Genomic DNA, 21,181 nt, shown 5'->3' on the forward strand with positions numbered 1-21,181 from the left:
TACGAACTCGTTATAATGTGCGACCTTGGTTTTCCTGAAGGGGTTTTTCCTCTCCTGAAAGGGTGACAATTGCGCATCGAAGGTATATTTTGTTTTTTACCCGAGAATCGCAGGAGATAGCGGCACAATGACTGGAAAGTTGCACATCTTAGTTTTGAACGGACCGAACCTGAACATGCTCGGCACCCGTGAACCCGAGAAGTATGGCACGCTGACGTTAAGCGAAATTGTTAACCGTCTGGGTACGGAAGCAGCGGCGCTTGGCGTGAGTCTTGACCATTTTCAGTCAAATGCGGAGTACGCACTCATCGACCGTATTCATCAGGCTAAAGACACTGTGGACTATATCCTGATTAATCCGGCCGCGTTTACGCACACCAGTGTTGCTATCCGCGACGCACTGCTTGCGGTGAGCATCCCGTTTATCGAGATCCACCTGAGCAATGTGCATGCACGAGAGCCGTTCCGCCACCATTCGTATCTGTCAGATATCGCTGCTGGCGTTATCTGCGGCCTGGGTGCAGACGGTTATTCATACGCTTTACAGACAGCGGTAAAACGCCTGTCACAATCACACTAAACAAGAGTACGGAACCCACTCATGGATATTCGTAAGATTAAAAAACTGATCGAGCTGGTTGAAGAATCAGGCATCTCCGAACTGGAAATTTCTGAAGGCGAAGAGTCTGTACGCATCAGCCGTGCAGCGCCAGCCGCTAGCTTCCCGGTCATGCAGCAGGCTTATGCTGCACCTGTGATGCAGCAGCAGCCTGCTCTGTCTAACGCAGTTGCACCGGCCGCTGAAGCGCCGGCAGCCGCAGCAGCAGAAATCAGTGGTCACATCGTACGTTCCCCGATGGTTGGTACTTTCTACCGCACACCAAGCCCGGACGCTAAAGCGTTCTGCGAAGTAGGTCAGAAAGTCAACGCAGGCGATACCCTGTGTATCGTTGAAGCGATGAAAATGATGAACCAGATCGAAGCTGACAAGTCAGGCATTGTTAAAGCGATTCTGGTCGAAAGTGGTCAGCCGGTAGAATTTGACGAGCCGCTGGTCGTCATCGAGTAACGAGGCGAACATGCTGGATAAAATTGTCATCGCCAACCGTGGCGAGATTGCACTGCGTATCCTTCGTGCCTGTAAAGAACTGGGCATCAAGACCGTGGCTGTGCACTCAAGCGCGGATCGCGATTTAAAACACGTATTACTGGCGGATGAGACGGTCTGTATTGGCCCGGCTCCGTCCGTAAAAAGTTATCTGAATATCCCGGCTATCATCAGCGCCGCTGAAATCACCGGCGCGGTGGCAATCCATCCGGGTTATGGCTTCCTCTCTGAGAACGCCAATTTTGCTGAACAGGTTGAGCGCTCTGGCTTTATCTTCATCGGCCCGAAAGCAGACACTATTCGCCTGATGGGCGACAAAGTGTCGGCGATCACCGCGATGAAGAAAGCGGGCGTTCCAACGGTACCAGGCTCCGACGGCCCTCTGGGCGACGATATGGATGCAAACCGTGCTCATGCTAAACGCATTGGCTATCCGGTGATCATCAAAGCGTCCGGCGGCGGCGGCGGTCGTGGTATGCGCGTTGTTCGCAGCGATGCAGACCTGGCGCAATCCATCTCCATGACTAAAGCTGAAGCGAAAGCTGCTTTCAGCAATGACATGGTATACATGGAAAAATACCTGGAAAACCCACGCCACATCGAAATTCAGGTGCTGGCTGACGGTCAGGGTAATGCTATCTATCTGGCAGAACGCGACTGCTCCATGCAGCGTCGTCACCAGAAAGTGGTCGAAGAAGCACCAGCACCGGGTATTACCCCGGAACTGCGTCGCTACATCGGCGAGCGTTGCTCCAAGGCGTGCGTCGATATCGGCTATCGCGGTGCAGGTACGTTCGAATTCCTGTTCGAAAACGGCGAGTTCTATTTCATCGAAATGAACACCCGTATTCAGGTTGAACACCCGGTGACAGAAATGATTACCGGCGTTGACCTGATTAAAGAGCAGCTGCGTATCGCAGCGGGTCAACCGCTGTCCATCAAGCAGGAAGAAGTGGTGGTCAAAGGCCATGCGGTCGAGTGCCGTATTAACGCCGAAGACCCGAACACCTTCCTGCCGAGCCCGGGTAAAATCACGCGTTTCCACGCGCCGGGTGGCTTTGGTGTACGTTGGGAATCTCATATCTACGCTGGCTACACCGTACCACCGTACTATGACTCAATGATCGGTAAGCTTATCTGCTACGGCGAGAACCGTGATGTGGCAATTGCCCGCATGAAGAACGCCCTGCAGGAGCTGATCATCGATGGCATCAAAACCAACGTGGATCTGCAGGTTCGTATCATGAACGACGAGAACTTCCAGAATGGTGGGACTAACATCCACTATCTGGAGAAAAAACTCGGCCTTCACGAAAAGTAAGACCGCATTAGCGTTAAAAGGCCGGATAATCCGGCCTTTTTTATTTCTGGGGACGCTTAGCCCCCATCATGTACAATCCCCGCTTTCTTCATCCACAAGGGACTTAAAATGGACAAGCGTTTTGTTCAAGCCCATAAAGAAGCGCGCTGGGCGCTGTGGCTGACCCTTCTCTATCTTCTTGCGTGGTTAGTGACTGCTTACTTACCTGATTCGGCCCCCGGATTCACCGGCCTGCCGCACTGGTTTGAAATGGCCTGTCTGCTGATGCCTTTGGTCTTTACGCTGCTGTGCTGGCTGATGGTGCGTTTTATCTTCCGCGATATCTCTCTGGAGGATAGCGATGCAAACTGAAATCATCGCCGTTCTGGTTATCTATCTCTTTATTGTGTTCGGCCTCTCGGCTTACGCCATGCGTAAGCGCAGCACTGGCTCATTCCTCAGCGAATATTTCCTCGGAAGCCGCTCAATGGGCGGGTTTGTGCTGGCGATGACCCTGACCGCGACCTACGTCAGCGCCAGCTCGTTCATCGGCGGACCGGGTGCGGCGTATAAATACGGGCTCGGCTGGGTGCTGCTGGCGATGATTCAGGTTCCGACGATCTGGCTGTCGCTCGGCATTCTGGGCAAAAAATTTGCCATCCTCGCCCGACGCTATAACGCGATTACGCTTAACGACATGCTGCAGGCGCGCTATCAAAACCGCGCAGTGGTGTGGATTGCCAGCGTTAGCCTGCTGGTGGCTTTCGTCGGTGCGATTGCCGTGCAGTTCATCGGCGGCGCACGTCTGCTTGAGACCGCCGCAGGGATTAAATACGAAAATGGCCTGCTAATCTTCGGGATCACCATCGCGCTCTACACCGCGTTCGGCGGCTTCCGTGCCAGCGTCCTGAACGACACGATGCAGGGGATGGTGATGCTGATTGGCACCCTGGTGCTGCTGGTTGGCGTGATCTACGCCGCGGGCGGCCTGCATAACGCGGTGGAAACCCTGGAGCAGATTGACCCGAAACTGGTCAGCCCGCACGGTGCCGACGATATTTTGACACCGGCGTTTATGACTTCATTCTGGGTGCTGGTCTGCTTTGGTGTCATCGGCCTGCCGCACACGGCGGTGCGTTGTATCTCCTATAAAGACAGTAAAGCGGTGCATCGCGGGATTATCATCGGCACGATCGTGGTGTCACTCCTGATGCTGGGCATGCATCTGGCGGGTGCGTTAGGCCGCGCCATTCTTCCGCATCTGACCGTGCCGGATCAGGTGATCCCGACCTTAATGGTGCAGGTGTTGCCGCCGTGGGCAGCGGGGCTATTCCTGGCCGCGCCAATGGCGGCGATCATGTCCAACGTCAATGCACACCTGTTGCAGGCGTCGGCGACCATTATTAAAGATCTGTGGCTCAGCGCAACGCCGACTAAAATGCGTAATGAGCATCGCCTGAAGCGCATTTCGACCTGGACCACGCTGGTGCTCGGCATTCTGATGATGCTGGCCGCGTGGCGCCCGCCGGAGATGATCATCTGGCTCAACCTGCTGGCGTTCGGCGGGCTGGAAGCGGTATTCCTGTGGCCGCTGGTGCTGGGGCTGTACTGGGAGCGCGCGAACGCTGCGGGCGCGCTCAGCGGGATGATTGTCGGTGGCGTACTTTATGCGGTACTCGCCACCTTTAAAATTCAGTACCTGGGCTTCCATCCGATCGTGCCTTCGTTACTGTTAAGTTTGCTGGCGTTTGTGGTGGGGAACCGTTTCGGTCAACCCGTCCCACAGGCCGCCGTCATTTCTACTGATAAATAAAGAGTTTTGCCATGCCGTGGATCCAACTAAAACTGAATACAACTGGTGCCAATGCCGAAGAACTGAGTGACGCGTTAATGGAAGCGGGTTCAGTTTCCATTACTTTCCAGGACACGCATGACACGCCGGTGTTTGAGCCGCTGCCAGGCGAAACGCGTCTGTGGGGCGATACCGACGTTATTGGCCTGTTCGATGCCGAAACCGACATGAAAGAAGTGGTGGCAATCCTTGAGAATCACCCGCTGCTGGGCGTCGGTTTCGTGCACAAAATCGAGCAACTGGAAGATAAAGACTGGGAACGCGAGTGGATGGATAACTTCCACCCGATGCAGTTCGGTAAGCGTCTGTGGATCTGTCCAAGCTGGCGCGATGTGCCGGATGCCAACGCCGTGAACGTGATGCTGGATCCGGGCCTGGCGTTCGGTACCGGAACGCATCCGACTACCTCTCTGTGCCTACAATGGCTGGACGGACTGGATCTGGAAGGCAAAACCGTGATCGACTTCGGGTGTGGTTCCGGGATCCTGGCGATCGCCGCGCTGAAACTGGGTGCAGCTAAAGCCATCGGGATCGACATCGATCCGCAGGCGATTCAGGCCAGCCGCGATAACGCACAGCGCAACGGCGTTTCCGATCGACTGGAACTCTATCTGCCGGATAGCCAGCCAGAGGTCATGAAAGCCGATGTAGTGGTCGCAAACATCCTGGCGGGCCCATTACGCGAACTGGCCCCGTTAATCAGCGTCCTGCCCGTTGAGGGCGGTCTGCTGGGTCTGTCGGGGATCCTTGCCAGCCAGGCTGACAGCGTATGCGAAGCCTACGCCGATCTCTTCGCCCTCGATCCGGTGGTCGAGAAAGAAGAGTGGTGCCGCATCACCGGTCGTAAAAAGTAATTTCGTCTCTCCGGCGTGGGTTCCTCCCCACGCCTTTTTTGGACTCAATTTCCCTCCTTTTTATTGTGGTTATCCAGTAAAATTCCCACGGCAAATCATCTCATAATCAATGATTTGAATATAAAAATTCACTGGAAGAATACTATGGCACATTTTATTGGCAAGGCAGCACTGCTGGCGCTCAGCATGATCTCGGTTTCAGCATATGCATCTCACTGGAGCTACGAAGGCGAAGGTTCACCAGAACACTGGGGCGAACTGGATGATGCCTACAAGGCCTGTCAGAGCGGGAAGAATCAGTCTCCGATTAATATCGACGCCACTGCCAAAGCGCATATTTCGCCGCTGGTGACGCGCTACATTGATGGCCCGGTGACGCTGACGAACAATGGCCACACCATTCAGGCCGCTGAAGACGCGCAGACGCGCGATTCCATCACCCTCGACAACCAGACCTGGACTCTGCAGCAGTTCCACTTCCACGCTCCGGCAGAGAACGCGATTCATGGCAAAAAGTCCGCCATGGAGATGCACCTCGTGCATAAAAATGCGAACGGCGCACTGGTGGTGGTAGCGGTGATGTTTGATAAGGGGGCGGCGAACGCCGAGCTGGATAAACTGTGGGGCGTCATGCCTGGGCAGGCAGAGCAATCGGCGAAACTGGATACACATCTGGACCTGAACAAGCTTTTGCCGAAGGACAAAACCTACTGGCGCTTTAGCGGTTCCCTGACCACGCCACCGTGCTCAGAGGGTGTTACCTGGATCGTGCTTAAGCACCCGATGACGCTTTCCGACGCACAGCTGGAAAAGTTTACCCACACTATGCATCACGATAATAACCGTCCGGTACAGTCCCTGAATGGTCGCGTTGTTGTGGAATAATGCTCGCACTGCGCGCTGAGATCATGTTCTAAAATGCGACTCAGATCGCAAAGAAGGGCGATAATCTGCTGCTTAAAACAGCAGATTATCCCGATTAAGTGAGTCATTTATGCAGAAATGATGAGAACTTACGGGAATTTGTAAGCGCCTATAAAACAACCACAATCATATAACACAATGATTTACATGATTAATAATCTCTCGCGCAAACGCTGAGCAGCAATTCCTTGATCTGTAACAGCGGATTGTTCAAAGTTTGGCCTTTCATCTCGTGCAAAAAATGCGTAATATACGCCGCCTTGCAGTCACAGTATGGTCATTTCTTAACTCATGCGCATCGGACACTATCAGCTCAGAAATCGCCTGATCGCAGCGCCTATGGCAGGTATCACTGACCGGCCGTTTCGGACGTTGTGCTACGAGATGGGAGCAGGATTGACTGTTTCCGAGATGATGTCGTCTAACCCTCAGGTTTGGGAAAGCGATAAGTCCCGTCTTCGGATGGTGCATATTGATGAGCCAGGTATTCGCACCGTGCAAATTGCCGGAAGCGATCCTGAAGAAATGGCGGAAGCCGCGCGTATTAACGTTGAAAGTGGCGCCCAAATTATTGATATCAATATGGGTTGCCCGGCAAAAAAGGTGAATCGCAAGTTGGCAGGTTCCGCCCTTCTGCAATACCCCGATCAGGTGAAACTGATCTTGTCGGGGGTGGTTAACGCAGTGGACGTTCCCGTTACGCTGAAGATTCGCACTGGTTGGGCGCCGGAACACCGTAACTGTGTAGAAATTGCCCAACTGGCCGAAGACTGTGGTATCCAGGCCCTGACCATTCATGGACGCACTCGCGCCTGTTTGTTCAACGGCAATGCGGAATACGACAGCATTCGGGCAGTTAAGCAGAAAGTTTCCATTCCGATTATCGCGAATGGCGACATAACTGACCCGCTAAAAGCCAGGGCTGTGCTCGACTATACAGGGGCAGATGCTCTGATGATAGGACGTGCGGCTCAGGGAAGACCCTGGATCTTTCGGGAAATCCAGCATTATCTGGACACTGGAGAGTTGCTTGCGCCACTGCCTCTGGCAGAGGTTAAGCGCTTGCTTTGTTCGCATATTCGGGAACTGCATGACTTTTATGGTCAGGCAAAAGGGTACCGAATTGCGCGTAAACACGTTTCCTGGTATCTCCAGGAGCACGCTCCAAATGACCAGTTTCGGCGCACATTCAACGCCATAGAGGATGCCAGCGTACAGCTGGAGGCGTTGGAGGCATACTTCGAAAATTTTGCGTAAACAGAAATAAAGAGCTGACAGAACTATGTTCGAACAACGCGTAAATTCTGACGTACTGACCGTTTCTACCGTTAACTCTCAGGATCAGGTAACTCAAAAACCCCTCCGTGACTCGGTAAAACAGGCACTGAAGAACTATTTTGCTCAACTGAACGGTCAAGATGTTAGTGACCTGTATGAGCTGGTATTGGCTGAAGTTGAACAGCCACTGTTGGACATGGTGATGCAATACACCCGCGGTAACCAAACCCGCGCAGCCCTGATGATGGGTATCAACCGTGGTACTCTTCGTAAGAAGCTGAAAAAGTACGGCATGAACTAATTTCGATTAGCTAAATGCTTGTTTAAAAAGGCGCTACTCGGCATGGGGATGCGCCTTTTTTATTGCCTTTTTTCCGAACGTCAAGGGTTTGTAAACCTTGCCTTTTTCCGCTTTTCAACGCCTGCTTTTCGTGTATATTTCCACCACCTTACAGGGCCTCTTCTTCAACACGGAACGACACAATGATTCGTAAATACGGGTGGTTAGTGGTATTTGGTGTCACGGTTTTCATCTTCGATGCGCTGCTGATCCAGTGGATTGAGTTGCTGAGTACCGAAACCGATAAATGTCGCAATATGAATTCCGTAAATCCTCTCAAACTGGTGAACTGCTCAGAGCTCGATTAAGCGGCGAACACCCGTAAAAACGGCCTTAACACCCAGTAAAAACGGGGATTTAAATCCCTTTTCGCCATTCCGTTACGATGGTAATGTCACTGCCCTTTTCAGGCGCATTGCATATCGTCTCACTGAGAATGAGTTAAACCCCCATGCTGGTAAGCCAATACAACCAAATCCTCGTTGTCGTCTCCTTTGTTGTTGCCATCCTCGCTGCCTACACCGCGCTGAATATGGCCGCGCGCGTCGCGGGGAGTCAGGGTATTGCTGCGCGCGTCTGGCTGGCGGGCGGCGGCGTGGCGATGGGAATCGGCGTATGGGCGATGCATTTTATCGGCATGCTGGCGATGGATATCTCCATGAGCATGAGCTACAGCCCGGCGATAACCGTGCTGTCAATGGTGATTGCGATTGGCTCGTCGATGTTTGCGCTTTGGCTGGTGAGCGGAGAGCAGCTGCGTTTACGCCGCCTTTTACCTGGCGCATTAGTGATGGGCACCGGCATTGTCGCCATGCATTACACGGGGATGGCGGCGCTGGAAGTGACGCCGGGGATCATCTGGGACAAAACCTGGATCGCCCTCTCTGTGGTCATCGCGCTGGCAGCCTCCCTGGCCGCCCTGTGGCTCACCTTCCGATTGCGCCATGAGGCGGCCCAGGTGGCACTGATGCGTTTAGGTGCCGCTGTGACGATGGGCATTGCCATCGCGGGCATGCATTATGCGGGCATGAAAGCGGCGCTGTTCCCGGCATCGACGGAAATGCATCATGACGGGATTAATGGCAGCTGGCTGGCGGTGCTGGTCAGCGTCGTTGCCCTCTCTATTCTCGGCATCACCTTACTGGTTTCCATGCTCGATGCACGCCTCCAGGCCCGCACTTCGCTGCTGGCCTCTTCGCTTGCCGAAGCCAACCGTGAGCTGGCTCAGCTGGCACTGCACGATACCCTGACCCGCTTGCCCAATCGCATACTGCTGGAAGACCGTCTCGACCAGGCGATCAGCAAGGCCGATCGCGAAGGGACCCACTTTGCGCTGATGTTTATGGATCTTGATGGCTTTAAAGGGGTGAATGATGCCTACGGCCATGATACGGGCGATAAACTTCTGGTGGCGGTCACCGAGCGGCTCCTGCTGCCGCTGAAAGGCCAGTACACCCTCGCCCGCATTGGCGGCGACGAGTTTGTTCTGCTGGCGGAAGTCGGCGGCCCGGATGATGCAGCTTCGCTGGCCAGTGCGCTGGTTCGCACCATCGACAGCCCGTTCAACGTCGAGCCGTACGAGCTGGTCGTGACTGTCAGTATTGGCATTGCGCTCTATCCGCACGACGGAAAATCCGATCGTGAACTGATGTTTAATGCCGACGCGGCGATGTATCACACCAAACGTATGGGCCGTAACGGGTATCACTTTTTCCAACCATCGATGAACACGCTGGCGCAAACACATTTACAGCTGATGAACGATCTGTGGCTGGCGATCGATCGCGATGAACTGCGCCTGCACTATCAACCGAAATTCCACGCTCCCGCCGGCCCGATACTCGGCTTTGAAGCCTTGCTGCGCTGGGAGCATCCAAAACAGGGGCTCCTGACGCCAGATGTCTTCCTGCAGCTGGCAGAAAAAACCGGGCTGATTATCCCGATAGGGAACTGGGTGATTAACGAGGCCTGCCGCCAGCTGCGCGAGTGGCACAAGCAGGGCCACAGCGCCTGGTCGATGGCGGTGAACCTATCGACGCTACAGTTTGAACAACCCACGCTGGTTCAAACGGTCCTCGACTGCCTGGCACGGCATAACCTTCCAGCGGAATCGTTGATCCTCGAAGTGACAGAAACCACTGCGATGCACAATCCGGAGGAGAGCGTCAGGATCTTAACGGAGCTGACTAATGCAGGCGTAAAAGCGTCGATTGATGATTTCGGGACGGGCTATTCCAGCCTGCTCTATCTGAAGCAATTGCCGGCCTGCGAGCTGAAAATCGATCGCGCGTTCGTGAAGGATTTGAGCGGGAAAAGCGACGACGCCACGATTGTCTCGGCGATTGTCGCGCTGGCGAAAACGCTGAATCTTAAAGTGGTCGCAGAAGGGGTGGAAACCGAAGCCCAACAGCAGTTCCTGACCGAACTTGGCTGCAATACACTTCAGGGATATCTGCTAGGCCGACCGGTCACGGCGCAGACCGTCGAAGAGCTGTGCAATAACCTGGAAGCGATGAAGAACCCTCTGCCATCATGAAGCAACAGGATAGATCGCTGGCGGCACGCGGGTGATATTTAACGTCGCCAGGATATTGTCCACCAGCGCGGGGGCTTGTTGATAGAGATTCAAATTCTCACTATTCATTAACCAGTTTTTAATTAATCCGCTAAAAAAACCATGAAAAACAATCAACGTCATATCGATATTTAACGGCGGAGAGATGATTCCTTTCGACAACCCCTTCTCCAGCAATGCGCGAACGTTCTGGTAATTAAAGCCAATTCTGTTTCTAATTTCACACTCTGATGTCATTTCATTATTAAATTCACATTTATGATACAGAATCTGTAACAGCGACCGCTGACGAAGATCGCGAGAAATATATTGCAACGCAACAATAAAGCGCTCACGAAGAACGCATAAAGGATCGTCATTGAGCGTCAGCGAAAGCTGGTCGTGAATTAAATCGCACAGGGGCAGTTGCTGCTCCCATATGGCATTAAAGATTTCCGACTTGCTGGTAAAGTGCCAGTAAATTGCCCCGCGCGTGACGCCTGCGGCATCAGCGATATCGGTCAAGGTAGTGCTGGCCACACCCCGCGTGGAGAACTGCGCTATGGCCGCTTCGATCAGCTGTTGTCTTGTTTTGAGTGCATCTTCTTTCGTTTTACGCGCCATAGACTCTCATCCATTACCTGAATACTTTTCCACGTAACCCTGAGCACGTAGTCGTGAAAGTATTCCCTAAAAGGAATTGTTATTCTGAACAAAAAAAGGCAATGACCTTAATTAATAATTCACGCAAATGAATCACAATCATTAGATTCATAAAATATATGAATAACCTTAAGTGTATTTGGCAAACGCCCGTTGTTGTTCTTCACTATATCCTTGATTAGTCGTATCAGGCCCTGGTTTTTATCCTAATAATCGATGTGCCGCACTTATAAATTAAACAACATCACCGTGCCCCATTATGATGTGCGTTGACTTTCTGACTCTTTGCCCCCGCAACCCTTTTTACCCTTCACGGCAAATATCAGTTTATTGTTTTTAAAGGAACAGTAATGAAGAAACACTTCAGGCTTTTACCCTTATCCGGTTTAATTATCTGCTCCGCGCTGCTTGCTGGCTGTGATGGTTCTGATAACTCAAAACCAAGCGCACAGGCACCTCAGGTAACTGTATATGTCGTGAAAAGTGCTCCGCTGGCGGTGACCACTGAACTACCAGGGCGTACGGATGCCTTTCGCGTCGCTGAAGTTCGTCCCCAGGTAAGCGGCATTATTTTACGTCGTAATTTTACCGAGGGCAGTGATATCAAAGCGGGCGATTCTCTGTATCAGATCGATCCTGCGACCTATCAGGCCGCGTATGACAGTGCGAAAGGCGATCTGCAGAAAGCCGAAGCCGCCGCAAACATCGCTCATTTGACCGTGAAACGTTATGTCCCTCTGGTCGGTACGCAATACGTCAGTCGACAAGAGTATGACCAGGCGGTGGCCAACGCCAGACAGGCCGATGCCAGCGTTACCGCCGCTCAGGCGGGTGTCGAAACGGCACGCATCAATCTTGCTTACACCAAAGTGTCATCGCCAATTAACGGACGAATTGGTAAATCCAGCGTCACAGAAGGCGCGCTGGTCACTAATGGGCAGACTTCAGCACTGGCAACCGTGCAACAGCTTGATCCGATCTATGTGGATGTCACACAGTCGAGCAATGACTTCATGCAGCTGAAGCAGGCGAGTCTGCAAAAAGGCAATGACACCAGCACCGTCCAGCTGCTGATGGAAAACGGTCAGCCGTACCCGGAAAAAGGCACGCTGCAGTTCTCCGACGTTACCGTTGACGAGAGCACGGGGTCTATCACTCTTCGCGCCGTCTTCCCAAATCCTCAGCATATGCTGTTACCCGGCATGTTTGTGCGTGCCCGTATTGATGAAGGCGTGCAGCCGAATGCCATTCTGGTTCCGCAGCAGGGGCTCACTCGCACACCGCGCGGTGACGCCACGGTTCTGGTGGTGAATGCCAAAGAGCAGGTTGAGATGCGAACCGTTGTTGCGCCACAGGCCATTGGCGATCGCTGGCTGGTCACCGAAGGGTTGAAGGAAGGCGATCGCGTGATCGTCAGCGGCCTGCAAAAAGTCCATCCTGGCGCCACTGTGGTCGCCACGCCGGATTCCGCCGCGCCTAAAGCCAGTTAAGGGATTAATCAATGGCTAACTTTTTTATTCAAAGGCCGATTTTCGCCTGGGTACTCGCCATCATTTTGATGATTGCGGGCGGGCTGGCGATTCTCAAACTGCCGGTGGCGCAGTATCCCACCATCGCGCCACCAGCCGTAGCCGTTACGGCTGTTTATCCTGGCGCTGATGCGCAGACGGTGCAGGACACCGTGACCCAGGTTATCGAACAAAACATGAATGGTATCGATAACCTGATGTACATGTCCTCCACCAGCGATTCAGCCGGTAACGTAACCATCACCCTGACCTTCCAGTCTGGTACGGATCCAGATATCGCGCAGGTACAGGTTCAGAACAAACTCCAGTTGGCGATGCCGCTACTGCCGCAAGAAGTGCAGCAGCAAGGGATCGGCGTGGAGAAATCCAGCAGCAGCTTCCTTTTGGTCGCCGGTTTTGTCTCTGATAACAAAAGCCTGACCCAGGATGACATCTCAGACTACGTCGCCTCCAACGTCAAAGACTCCATCAGCCGGACCTCCGGCGTGGGCGACGTTCAGCTGTTTGGCGCGCAGTACGCTATGCGCATCTGGCTCGACAGCAACGCGCTGAATAAGTATCAGCTGACGCCGCTGGATGTGATCAATCAGCTTAAAACCCAGAACAACCAGATCGCTGCCGGGCAACTGGGGGGGACGCCTGCAGTACCTGGGCAGCAGCTGAACGCCTCGATCATCGCGCAAACGCGCCTGAAAACACCGGAAGAGTTTGGCAAAATTACGCTGAAAGTGAATCAGGATGGCTCAATGGTGCATCTGAAAGATGTGGCCCGTATTGAGCTTGGCGGTGAAAACTACAACATGGTGACGAAGATCAACGGCCAGGCGGCCACCGGTCTCGGCATCAAGTTAGCGACAGGTGCGAACGCGCTGGATACCGCCGCGGCCATTAAATCAAAACTGGCAGAGCTGCAGGCCTTCTTCCCGCAAGGGCTGAAAGTCGTTTATCCGTACGACACGACACCTTTTGTGAAAATCTCCATTCATGAAGTGGTCAAAACTCTCTTCGAGGCGATCATTCTGGTCTTCCTCGTCATGTATCTGTTCCTGCAAAATCTGCGAGCCACTCTGATCCCCACCATTGCGGTGCCCGTCGTATTGCTGGGGACTTTTGCCGTGCTGGGCGCTTTCGGATTTTCCATCAATACCCTGACGATGTTTGGGATGGTACTGGCGATAGGCTTGTTGGTCGATGATGCCATCGTGGTCGTGGAGAACGTCGAACGCGTCATGGTGGAAGACAAGCTCCCGCCAAAAGAGGCGACGCAAAAATCCATGGAGCAAATCCAGGGGGCGTTGGTTGGTATCGCGATGGTGCTTTCGGCGGTGTTTGTTCCGATGGCCTTTTTTGGTGGATCTACCGGTGCCATTTACCGTCAGTTCTCCCTGACCATCGTTTCTGCCATGGCCCTTTCCGTGCTGGTTGCGTTAATTCTGACACCCGCCCTTTGCGCCACACTGCTTAAACCGGCATCGGAAGAGCATCATGCAAAAGGCGGTTTCTTTGGCTGGTTCAACAATCTCTTTGATAAGAGCGTGGAGCATTACAGCAACAGCGTGGGCGGTATCTTACGCAGAACCGGGCGCTATCTGGTGGTGTATGTGCTGATTGTCGCGGGCATGGCGGTACTGTTTTTACGTCTCCCGACCTCCTTCCTGCCGGAGGAAGATCAGGGCGTGTTTATGACCATGGTCCAGCTTCCTGCTGGTGCCACGCAAACCCGCACACAGCAAATCCTGGATCAGGTCCAGCAGTACTATCAAACTAAAGAAAAGGCTAACGTCGAATCGGTCTTTACGGTTAACGGCTTTAGCTTCAGTGGCCAGGGGCAAAACTCCGGTATCGCGTTCATCAGTCTTAAGCCATGGGATGAACGTCCAGGCGCTGAGAATAGTGTAGGAGCGATCGTTGGCCGTGCGACCAAAGCCTTTAGCCAGATCAAAGATGGCCTGGTGTTCCCGTTCAACCTGCCAGCGATTATCGAACTGGGTACCGCGACCGGCTTTGACTTTGAGCTGATTGACCAGGCAAACCTTGGACATACCGAGCTGACCAAAGCACGTAATCAGCTGCTGGGCATGGTTAAAGAACATCCTGAGATGCTGGAGCGTGTGCGTCCAAACGGGCTGGAAGATACGCCGCAGTTCAAGCTGGATGTGGATCAGGAGAAGGCGCAGGCGCTGGGTGTGAGCGTGTCTGATATCAACCAGACCATTTCAACCGCCCTGGGTGGGACCTACGTAAACGACTTTATCGATCACGGTCGCGTGAAAAAAGTGTACGCGCAGGCCGATGCGCCGTTCCGTATGTTGCCGGGAGATATCAACAATCTGTATGTGCGCAGTGCAAACGGTGAGATGGTTCCCTTCTCTGCGTTTAGTACCTCGCGCTGGATTTCAGGCTCCCCTCGCCTTGAGCGCTACAACGGTATGCCATCCATGGAAATTCTTGGTGAAGCGGCGCCAGGCAAAAGTACCGGTGAAGCAATGGTCCTGATGGAGTCGCTTGCGCAGAAACTGCCTTCCGGGATTGGCTACGACTGGACGGGAATGTCCTATCAGGAAAGACTCTCTGGCAATCAGGCTCCTGCGCTGTATGCCATTTCGCTCATCGTGGTGTTCCTGTGTCTGGCGGCGCTTTACGAGAGCTGGTCGATTCCCTTCTCCGTTATGCTTGTCGTGCCGCTGGGCGTTATTGGTGCCCTGCTCGGCGCGTCGTTGCGCGGTCTGAACAACGATGTCTATTTCCAGGTGGGGCTTCTCACCACCATCGGGTTATCTGCCAAGAACGCCATTCTTATTGTGGAGTTTGCGAAAGACCTGATGGAGAAAGAAGGTAAAGGCGTTATCGAAGCCACGCTTGAGGCATCACGCATGCGTCTTCGCCCAATACTGATGACCTCCCTGGCGTTTATCCTCGGTGTACTGCCTCTGGTTATCAGCCATGGTGCAGGTAGCGGTGCGCAAAACGCCGTGGGGACAGGGGTGATGGGAGGGATGTTGTCCGCAACGCTGCTGGCAATCTTCTTCGTTCCTGTCTTCTTTGTGGTCGTCAGAAGACGATTTAACCGCAACGATAAGTAAATTAAACAGAAAAGGCGTCGCTCGGCGCCTTTTCTTTTTCCTTCAAAGAGAACATTAGCGCACAAACTATCATTGTATTATGATGCGTCTGCGAATAATGAGAAACGCTAACAACCCCGGTTATTCATTTATTACATCCACACTTCCTTCATAAATTCATGCCTTTCCTAAATCTTCTCCACGATTTTTACAAACCACATAATTTGAGATTATTCATACTGACTCTGCAGAGGAATGTAGTGGTAAAATGTTCTCCAGCTCGATAAATACCCTTTCGGTTTTATAGCGAGTAAGTTTTAATTCTGAGGTAACATCATGAAAAGATTCATTTGCGTTGCAACACTCGCTGCGCTTCTTGCCGGTTGCGCACACGACTCTCCGTGTGTTCCGGTTTATGACGATCAAGGCCGACTGGTTCATACCAATACCTGTATGAAAGGAACCACCCAGGATAACTGGGAAACCGCAGGAGCCATCGCCGGTGGTGCCGCTGCCGTTGCTGGCCTGACGCTAGGTATCGTCGCGTTAACTAAATAATCTTTCCCTGGCAAAAGCGCGTTTAGTCCGCGCTTTTGCTTCAAATCAGTGCAGCCTTTTTACGATTCGTTAAAAAAACTCCCCTCTTTATTCTGCCTCCATTATTAATACCTGGTTCTTCTCACATCTTTTTTGCGGTGTTTTTTTTATTTCATTTTCCCGCGTGATACTTTTCACAAATTAACGGGATTAACTATCCTGCCAATATTCACGTCAGAAACTATCTTCCTGAATTCACTCACGGACTCGCAACTTTTGCTCTGATTTGTGGCGTAGGTTGTGATTTCGCACCATTCCGGGGCGCTCGATTTATTTATCCCTGTCTACACTCTGCATTATGCGTTCAATTATCCCAATTTCTGCCGAACGCAAAAACTGGCATTACGTTTGCTTTATAAACGTCGGCCAACGCCACAGACAGGTAAAGCGTTTTAAAACGACTTTCTATAACGATAAATTTCGCCACACAGGATGCAATATGAAAAAGACGATGATAGCCAGCCTTGCCGCTGCGGGCATGCTGTTTGCTGTAGCGGGTCAAGCTCATGCGGGCACCACGCTGGATGCCGTAAAAAAGAAAGGCTTTGTGCAATGCGGTATTAGTGATGGGTTACCGGGCTTCTCTTACGCCGATGCGGACGGAAAGTTCACTGGCATTGATGTCGATGTTTGCCGTGGCGTTGCAGCCGCTCTCTTCGGGGATGATACCAAAGTAAAATACACCCCGCTGACGGCGAAAGAACGTTTCACTGCATTGCAATCCGGCGAAGTAGACATGCTTTCTCGTAATACCACCTGGACGTCATCCCGTGATGCCGGGATGGGGATGTCGTTCACCGGCGTGACCTATTATGACGGCATCGGCTTCCTGACCCATAACAAAGCGGGGCTGAAGAGCGCGAAAGAGCTGGATGGCGCCACCGTATGTATTCAGGCGGGCACCGATACCGAGCTGAACGTCGCCGACTATTTCAAAGCCAACAACATGAAATACACGCCTGTGACCTTCGATCGCTCTGACGAATCCGCTAAAGCGCTGGAATCAGGCCGTTGCGATACGCTGGCCTCTGACCAGTCACAGCTGTATGCCCTGCGCATCAAGCTGAGCAACCCGGCGGAGTGGATTGTTCTGCCGGAAGTAATCTCGAAAGAACCTCTCGGCCCGGTGGTTCGTCGCGGTGATGAAGACTGGTTCTCGATCGTTCGCTGGACGCTGTTTGCCATGCTAAATGCCGAAGAGATGGGCATTAACTCGAAAAACGTCGACGAGAAAGCGGCAAATCCATCAACACCGGATATGGCACATCTTCTGGGTAAAGAGGGTGACTTCGGCAAAGATCTGAAACTCGACAATAAGTGGGCTTATAACATCATCAAACACGTCGGTAACTATTCAGAGATCTTCGAGCGCAACGTGGGATCGGAAAGTGCGCTGAAGATCAAACGTGGCCAGAACAACCTCTGGAACAACGGCGGTATTCAGTACGCTCCGCCAGTACGTTAAGCATTTGGCTGTAACGGGCACTGCAACTGCGGTGCCCCATCCAGAGTCATGGTTACCGAGGTTTCTTTATGTCCCATCGCCGCTTAGCCGTAAAAGGAAAGCTTTCCTTTTCTCATCCCGCGGTTCGCGCCTGGCTATTCCAGATAATCGCCGTCGTTGCCGTCGTGGTTGTTGCGGTTTATTTGATTTATAACACTGTGGCCAACCTGAGCAATCGCGGTATTACCTCAGGCTTTGCATTCCTGGATCGCAGTGCTGGTTTTGGTATTGTGCAGCATCTGATTGATTATCAAGAGGGTGATACCTACGGAAGGGTGTTTCTGGTCGGTTTACTTAATACACTGCTGGTCTCCGGACTCTGTATTGTATTTGCTTCATTCCTGGGTTTTTTCCTCGGTCTTGCACGCCTTTCTGATAACTGGCTGTTACGCAAACTGTCGACGATTTATATCGAGACGTTTCGCAATATTCCGCCACTGCTGCAGATCTTTTTCTGGTATTTCGCCGTATTGCGTAATCTGCCCGGCCCGCGTCAGGCCGTTGATGCCTGGGACCTTTTTTACCTGAGTAACCGGGGTCTCTATATTCCCTCACCTCTGGCGGGCGAGGGTTTGTTTGCGTTTGTCGGGGCCATTGTTATTGCGATTGCGATTACCGTGGGGCTGTTTCGCTATAACCGGACGCTGCAGATTAAAACCGGGCAACTTCGCCGGACATGGCCAATCGGCGCCGCATTGATCATAGGATTGCCGTTACTGGCGCAATGGGTTTTCGGAGCCGCTTTGCACTGGGATATTCCTCAGCTCCGGGGCTTTAACTTCCGCGGTGGAATGGTCCTCATTCCTGAACTGGCGGCCCTGACGCTGGCGCTGTCGATTTATACCTCCGCGTTTATTGCCGAAATCATTCGCTCCGGTATTCAGGCGGTTCCCTATGGGCAGCACGAGGCCGCGCGTTCTCTCGGCTTACCTAACCCGGTCACGCTGCGCCAGGTGATCATCCCGCAAGCCTTACGCGTGATCATCCCACCGCTGACCAGTCAGTACCTCAATATCGCTAAAAACTCCTCGCTGGCTGCCGCGATTGGTTATCCCGACATGGTTTCGCTGTTCGCCGGAACCGTACTGAACCAGACCGGACAAGCTATCGAGACGATCGCTATCACTATGTCCGTCTATCTGATTATCAGCCTCACGATCTCATTGCTGATGAATATCTATAACCGCCGTATCGCCCTGGTTGAGCGCTAAGGAACCATGATGACAAAAGCCGTATTGTCACACCCCTCGCGTCCGTCCAGCACCGGAAGCTGGCGTTTCATCGCCTGGGCACGCAAAAATCTGTTCTCCTCCTGGAGCAACAGTCTCCTGACGATTGTCAGCTTATGGCTGATGTGGGAGTTGGTCCCTCCGCTTCTGAACTGGGCTTTCTTGCAGGCAAACTGGGTGGGCTCAACGCGGGCAGACTGTACCAAAGCAGGCGCCTGCTGGGTGTTTATTCACGAACGTTTTGGCCAGTTTATGTATGGGCTGTATCCACACGATCAGCGCTGGCGCATCAATCTGGCGCTGGTTGTCGGGTTGCTGTCGATTGTGCCGATGTTCTGGAAAAACCTGCCGCGCCGTGGACGTTACATTGCCTGCTGGGCGGTAGTGTATCCACTGATTGTCTGGCTGCTGCTGTATGGGGGAATTCTGGGACTGGAGCGAGTCGAGACGCGCCAGTGGGGCGGATTGACGTTGACGCTAATCATCGCGTCTGTGGGGATCGCCGGAGCGCTGCCGTTAGGCATTCTGCTGGCACTTGGCCGTCGCTCCACTATGCCGGTGATGCGCATTCTGTCGGTGATTTTCATTGAGTTCTGGCGCGGTGTGCCGCTGATCACCGTCCTGTTTATGTCTTCCGTGATGCTGCCGCTATTTATGGCGGAAGGCACCACGATCGACAAACTGATCCGCGCTCTGGTGGGTGTTGTTTTATTCCAGTCGGCTTATGTCGCTGAGGTGGTTCGGGGAGGTCTGCAGGCGCTGCCGAAAGGTCAATATGAAGCCGCTGAATCGCTGGCGCTCGGTTACTGGAAAACGCAGGGGCTCGTGATCTTACCTCAGGCCCTCAAGATGGTTATCCCTGGTCTGGTGAACACCATCATCGCACTCTTTAAAGATACCAGCCTGGTGATCATCATCGGGTTGTTCGATCTCTTCAGCAGCGTTCAGCAGGCAACGGTCGACCCGGCATGGCTCGGGATGTCGACTGAAGGCTATGTTTTCGCTGCACTTGTTTACTGGATCTTCTGTTTCAGCATGTCGCGCTACAGCCAACATCTGGAAAAGCGCTTTAACACCGGGCGTACACCGCACTGAGGAACTTATGAGCAAAATAACGATGACCCCTGCCGACGCGATGATTACGCTGGAAAACGTCAATAAATGGTACGGCCAGTTTCATGTCCTGAAAGATATCAACCTGAAGGTTAAACAGGGCGAACGTATCGTCCTGTGCGGCCCCTCGGGCTCAGGAAAGTCGACGACTATTCGCTGTATTAACCATCTTGAGGAACATCAACAGGGCCGGATTGTTGTTGACGGGATTGAGCTGGATGAAGACATTCGCAATATCGAACGGGTCCGCCAGGAAGTGGGAATGGTATTTCAGCATTTCAATTTATTCCCGCATTTGACCGTGTTGCAGAACTGCACGCTGGCACCTATTTGGGTCCAGAAGATGCCCAGGAAGGAGGCAGAAGCGCTGGCGATGCATTACCTGGAACGCGTGCGTATAGCCGAGCATGCGAACAAATTCCCCGGACAGATCTCTGGTGGGCAGCAGCAGCGTGTGGCGATCGCCCGTTCTCTGTGCATGAAACCTAAAATTATGCTGTTTGATGAACCGACTTCAGCGCTGGATCCGGAGATGGTGAAAGAGGTGCTGGATACGATGATTGGTCTGGCGCAATCGGGAATGACTATGCTCTGTGTGACGCATGAAATGGGCTTTGCCAGGACGGTGGCGGACAGAGTGATCTTTATGGATCGTGGGGAAATCGTGGAACAGGCTCCTCCGGAAGAGTTTTTCGCGCATCCTAAATCTGAACGTACGCGCGCATTCCTGTCTCAAGTGATTCATTAATGGTTTTCGTTGCCCGGTGGCGTTTAGCTGCCGGGTAGTCATTGTATTTCTGAGACTTAAACGCAAAAAGGCCATCCTTGCGGATGGCCTTTTTACTTATTTGATGTCTGGCAGTTCCCTACTCTCACATGGGGAGACCCCACACTACCATCGGCGCTACGGCGTTTCACTTCTGAGTTCGGCATGGGGTCAGGTGGGACCACCGCGCTAAAGCCGCCAGACAAATTCTTTTTACTATTGCCGAACTTCAACCACGTAATAAAGTGGTGCTGATACCCAGAGTCGAACTGGGGACCTCACCCTTACCAAGGGTGCGCTCTACCAACTGAGCCATATCAGCACGCTAAATTTGATGCCTGGCAGTTCCCTACTCTCACATGGGGAGACCCCACACTACCATCGGCGCTACGGCGTTTCACTTCTGAGTTCGGCATGGGGTCAGGTGGGACCACCGCGCTAAAGCCGCCAGGCAAATTCTGTTTTATCAACACGCATCTCTGCACGTCGATTAATCTGTTATCAGGCT

The 21,181-nt window shown here is 52.9% G+C and carries 19 protein-coding genes, 1 tRNA gene and 2 rRNA genes; 18 read left to right on the plus strand and 4 right to left on the minus strand.

What is annotated here, in order from left to right:
- The first annotated feature begins 127 nt into the window (after positions 1-127).
- The 11 genes from aroQ to AC3WS9_RS19865 all read left to right on the plus strand — a co-directional run bounded on the left by aroQ (position 128) and on the right by AC3WS9_RS19865 (position 10,192).
- Entirely contained in the window at positions 128-580 is a 453-nt protein-coding gene (gene aroQ, locus AC3WS9_RS19815; protein ID WP_282491891.1) for a type II 3-dehydroquinate dehydratase, read from the plus strand.
- Positions 581-601: 21 nt separating this feature from the next.
- Positions 602-1,069, plus strand: a complete 468-nt coding sequence (gene accB / locus AC3WS9_RS19820; protein WP_095283635.1) for an acetyl-CoA carboxylase biotin carboxyl carrier protein — start codon at positions 602-604, stop codon at positions 1,067-1,069.
- 10 nt (positions 1,070-1,079) lie between these two features.
- Positions 1,080-2,429 (plus strand): acetyl-CoA carboxylase biotin carboxylase subunit, encoded by a 1,350-nt coding sequence (gene accC / locus AC3WS9_RS19825; protein ID WP_095283636.1) that lies wholly within the window; start codon positions 1,080-1,082, stop codon positions 2,427-2,429.
- Between the two features lie 108 nt (positions 2,430-2,537).
- On the plus strand, positions 2,538-2,780 hold the full coding sequence (locus tag AC3WS9_RS19830; protein ID WP_282491893.1) for a YhdT family protein: 243 nt from the start codon (positions 2,538-2,540) through the stop codon (positions 2,778-2,780).
- Entirely contained in the window at positions 2,770-4,221 is a 1,452-nt protein-coding gene (panF, locus tag AC3WS9_RS19835; RefSeq protein WP_100778677.1) for a sodium/pantothenate symporter, read from the plus strand. Before AC3WS9_RS19830 ends, panF begins: the two co-directional genes overlap by 11 nt.
- A gap of 11 nt (positions 4,222-4,232) precedes the next feature.
- Entirely contained in the window at positions 4,233-5,114 is an 882-nt protein-coding gene (prmA, locus tag AC3WS9_RS19840) for a 50S ribosomal protein L11 methyltransferase (protein ID WP_492490010.1), read from the plus strand.
- A 144-nt stretch (positions 5,115-5,258) separates the two neighbouring features.
- Positions 5,259-5,999 (plus strand): carbonic anhydrase, encoded by a 741-nt coding sequence (locus tag AC3WS9_RS19845; RefSeq protein WP_285145654.1) that lies wholly within the window; start codon positions 5,259-5,261, stop codon positions 5,997-5,999.
- Positions 6,000-6,329: 330 nt separating this feature from the next.
- Positions 6,330-7,295, plus strand: coding sequence for a tRNA dihydrouridine synthase DusB (gene dusB / locus AC3WS9_RS19850; RefSeq protein WP_282491897.1), 966 nt, complete (start codon positions 6,330-6,332; stop codon positions 7,293-7,295).
- A 25-nt stretch (positions 7,296-7,320) separates the two neighbouring features.
- On the plus strand, positions 7,321-7,617 hold the full coding sequence (gene fis, locus AC3WS9_RS19855; protein WP_003855228.1) for a DNA-binding transcriptional regulator Fis: 297 nt from the start codon (positions 7,321-7,323) through the stop codon (positions 7,615-7,617).
- Positions 7,618-7,799: 182 nt separating this feature from the next.
- Positions 7,800-7,964, plus strand: a complete 165-nt coding sequence (locus tag AC3WS9_RS19860; protein ID WP_492490013.1) for a DUF2556 family protein — start codon at positions 7,800-7,802, stop codon at positions 7,962-7,964.
- Positions 7,965-8,107: 143 nt separating this feature from the next.
- Positions 8,108-10,192, plus strand: a complete 2,085-nt coding sequence (locus AC3WS9_RS19865; RefSeq protein WP_492490015.1) for a putative bifunctional diguanylate cyclase/phosphodiesterase — start codon at positions 8,108-8,110, stop codon at positions 10,190-10,192.
- On the opposite strand, the gene envR is transcribed toward AC3WS9_RS19865, so the two are convergent.
- Entirely contained in the window at positions 10,187-10,834 is a 648-nt protein-coding gene (gene envR / locus AC3WS9_RS19870) for an acrEF/envCD operon transcriptional regulator (RefSeq protein WP_492490017.1), read from the minus strand. The genes AC3WS9_RS19865 and envR overlap by 6 nt on opposite strands.
- Before the next feature lie 389 nt (positions 10,835-11,223).
- On the opposite strand from envR, the gene AC3WS9_RS19875 reads away from it, so the two are divergent.
- The 7 genes from AC3WS9_RS19875 to AC3WS9_RS19905 all read left to right on the plus strand — a co-directional run bounded on the left by AC3WS9_RS19875 (position 11,224) and on the right by AC3WS9_RS19905 (position 20,655).
- Positions 11,224-12,363, plus strand: coding sequence for an efflux RND transporter periplasmic adaptor subunit (locus tag AC3WS9_RS19875; protein WP_492490019.1), 1,140 nt, complete (start codon positions 11,224-11,226; stop codon positions 12,361-12,363).
- A gap of 11 nt (positions 12,364-12,374) precedes the next feature.
- Positions 12,375-15,485: an efflux RND transporter permease subunit gene (locus tag AC3WS9_RS19880; protein ID WP_492490021.1), complete on the plus strand. Its 3,111-nt coding sequence runs from the start codon at positions 12,375-12,377 to the stop codon at positions 15,483-15,485.
- Positions 15,486-15,800: 315 nt separating this feature from the next.
- Positions 15,801-16,022 (plus strand): lipoprotein, encoded by a 222-nt coding sequence (locus AC3WS9_RS19885; protein ID WP_015960684.1) that lies wholly within the window; start codon positions 15,801-15,803, stop codon positions 16,020-16,022.
- A 478-nt stretch (positions 16,023-16,500) separates the two neighbouring features.
- Positions 16,501-17,526, plus strand: coding sequence for an amino acid ABC transporter substrate-binding protein (locus tag AC3WS9_RS19890; protein WP_282491903.1), 1,026 nt, complete (start codon positions 16,501-16,503; stop codon positions 17,524-17,526).
- Positions 17,527-17,594: 68 nt separating this feature from the next.
- Positions 17,595-18,776 (plus strand): amino acid ABC transporter permease, encoded by a 1,182-nt coding sequence (locus AC3WS9_RS19895; protein WP_492490023.1) that lies wholly within the window; start codon positions 17,595-17,597, stop codon positions 18,774-18,776.
- Between the two features lie 9 nt (positions 18,777-18,785).
- Entirely contained in the window at positions 18,786-19,889 is a 1,104-nt protein-coding gene (locus AC3WS9_RS19900; protein ID WP_492490348.1) for an amino acid ABC transporter permease, read from the plus strand.
- A 7-nt stretch (positions 19,890-19,896) separates the two neighbouring features.
- The gene (locus AC3WS9_RS19905) at positions 19,897-20,655 is read left to right on the plus strand and encodes an amino acid ABC transporter ATP-binding protein (RefSeq protein ID WP_282491906.1); all 759 of its coding nucleotides are present in this window, start codon (positions 19,897-19,899) and stop codon (positions 20,653-20,655) included.
- A gap of 105 nt (positions 20,656-20,760) precedes the next feature.
- Here AC3WS9_RS19905 and rrf (AC3WS9_RS19910) read toward each other — a convergent pair.
- From rrf (AC3WS9_RS19910) to rrf (AC3WS9_RS19920), 3 genes are all read right to left on the minus strand, one after another.
- A 5S ribosomal RNA gene (gene rrf, locus AC3WS9_RS19910) occupies positions 20,761-20,876 on the minus strand.
- A 43-nt stretch (positions 20,877-20,919) separates the two neighbouring features.
- A tRNA-Thr gene (locus tag AC3WS9_RS19915) sits at positions 20,920-20,995 on the minus strand.
- 14 nt (positions 20,996-21,009) lie between these two features.
- Positions 21,010-21,125: ribosomal RNA gene (rrf, locus tag AC3WS9_RS19920) — 5S ribosomal RNA — on the minus strand.
- Between the last annotated feature and the right edge of the window lie 56 nt (positions 21,126-21,181).

Source organism: Lelliottia sp. EB106-05-01-XG201 (assembly GCF_058791735.1).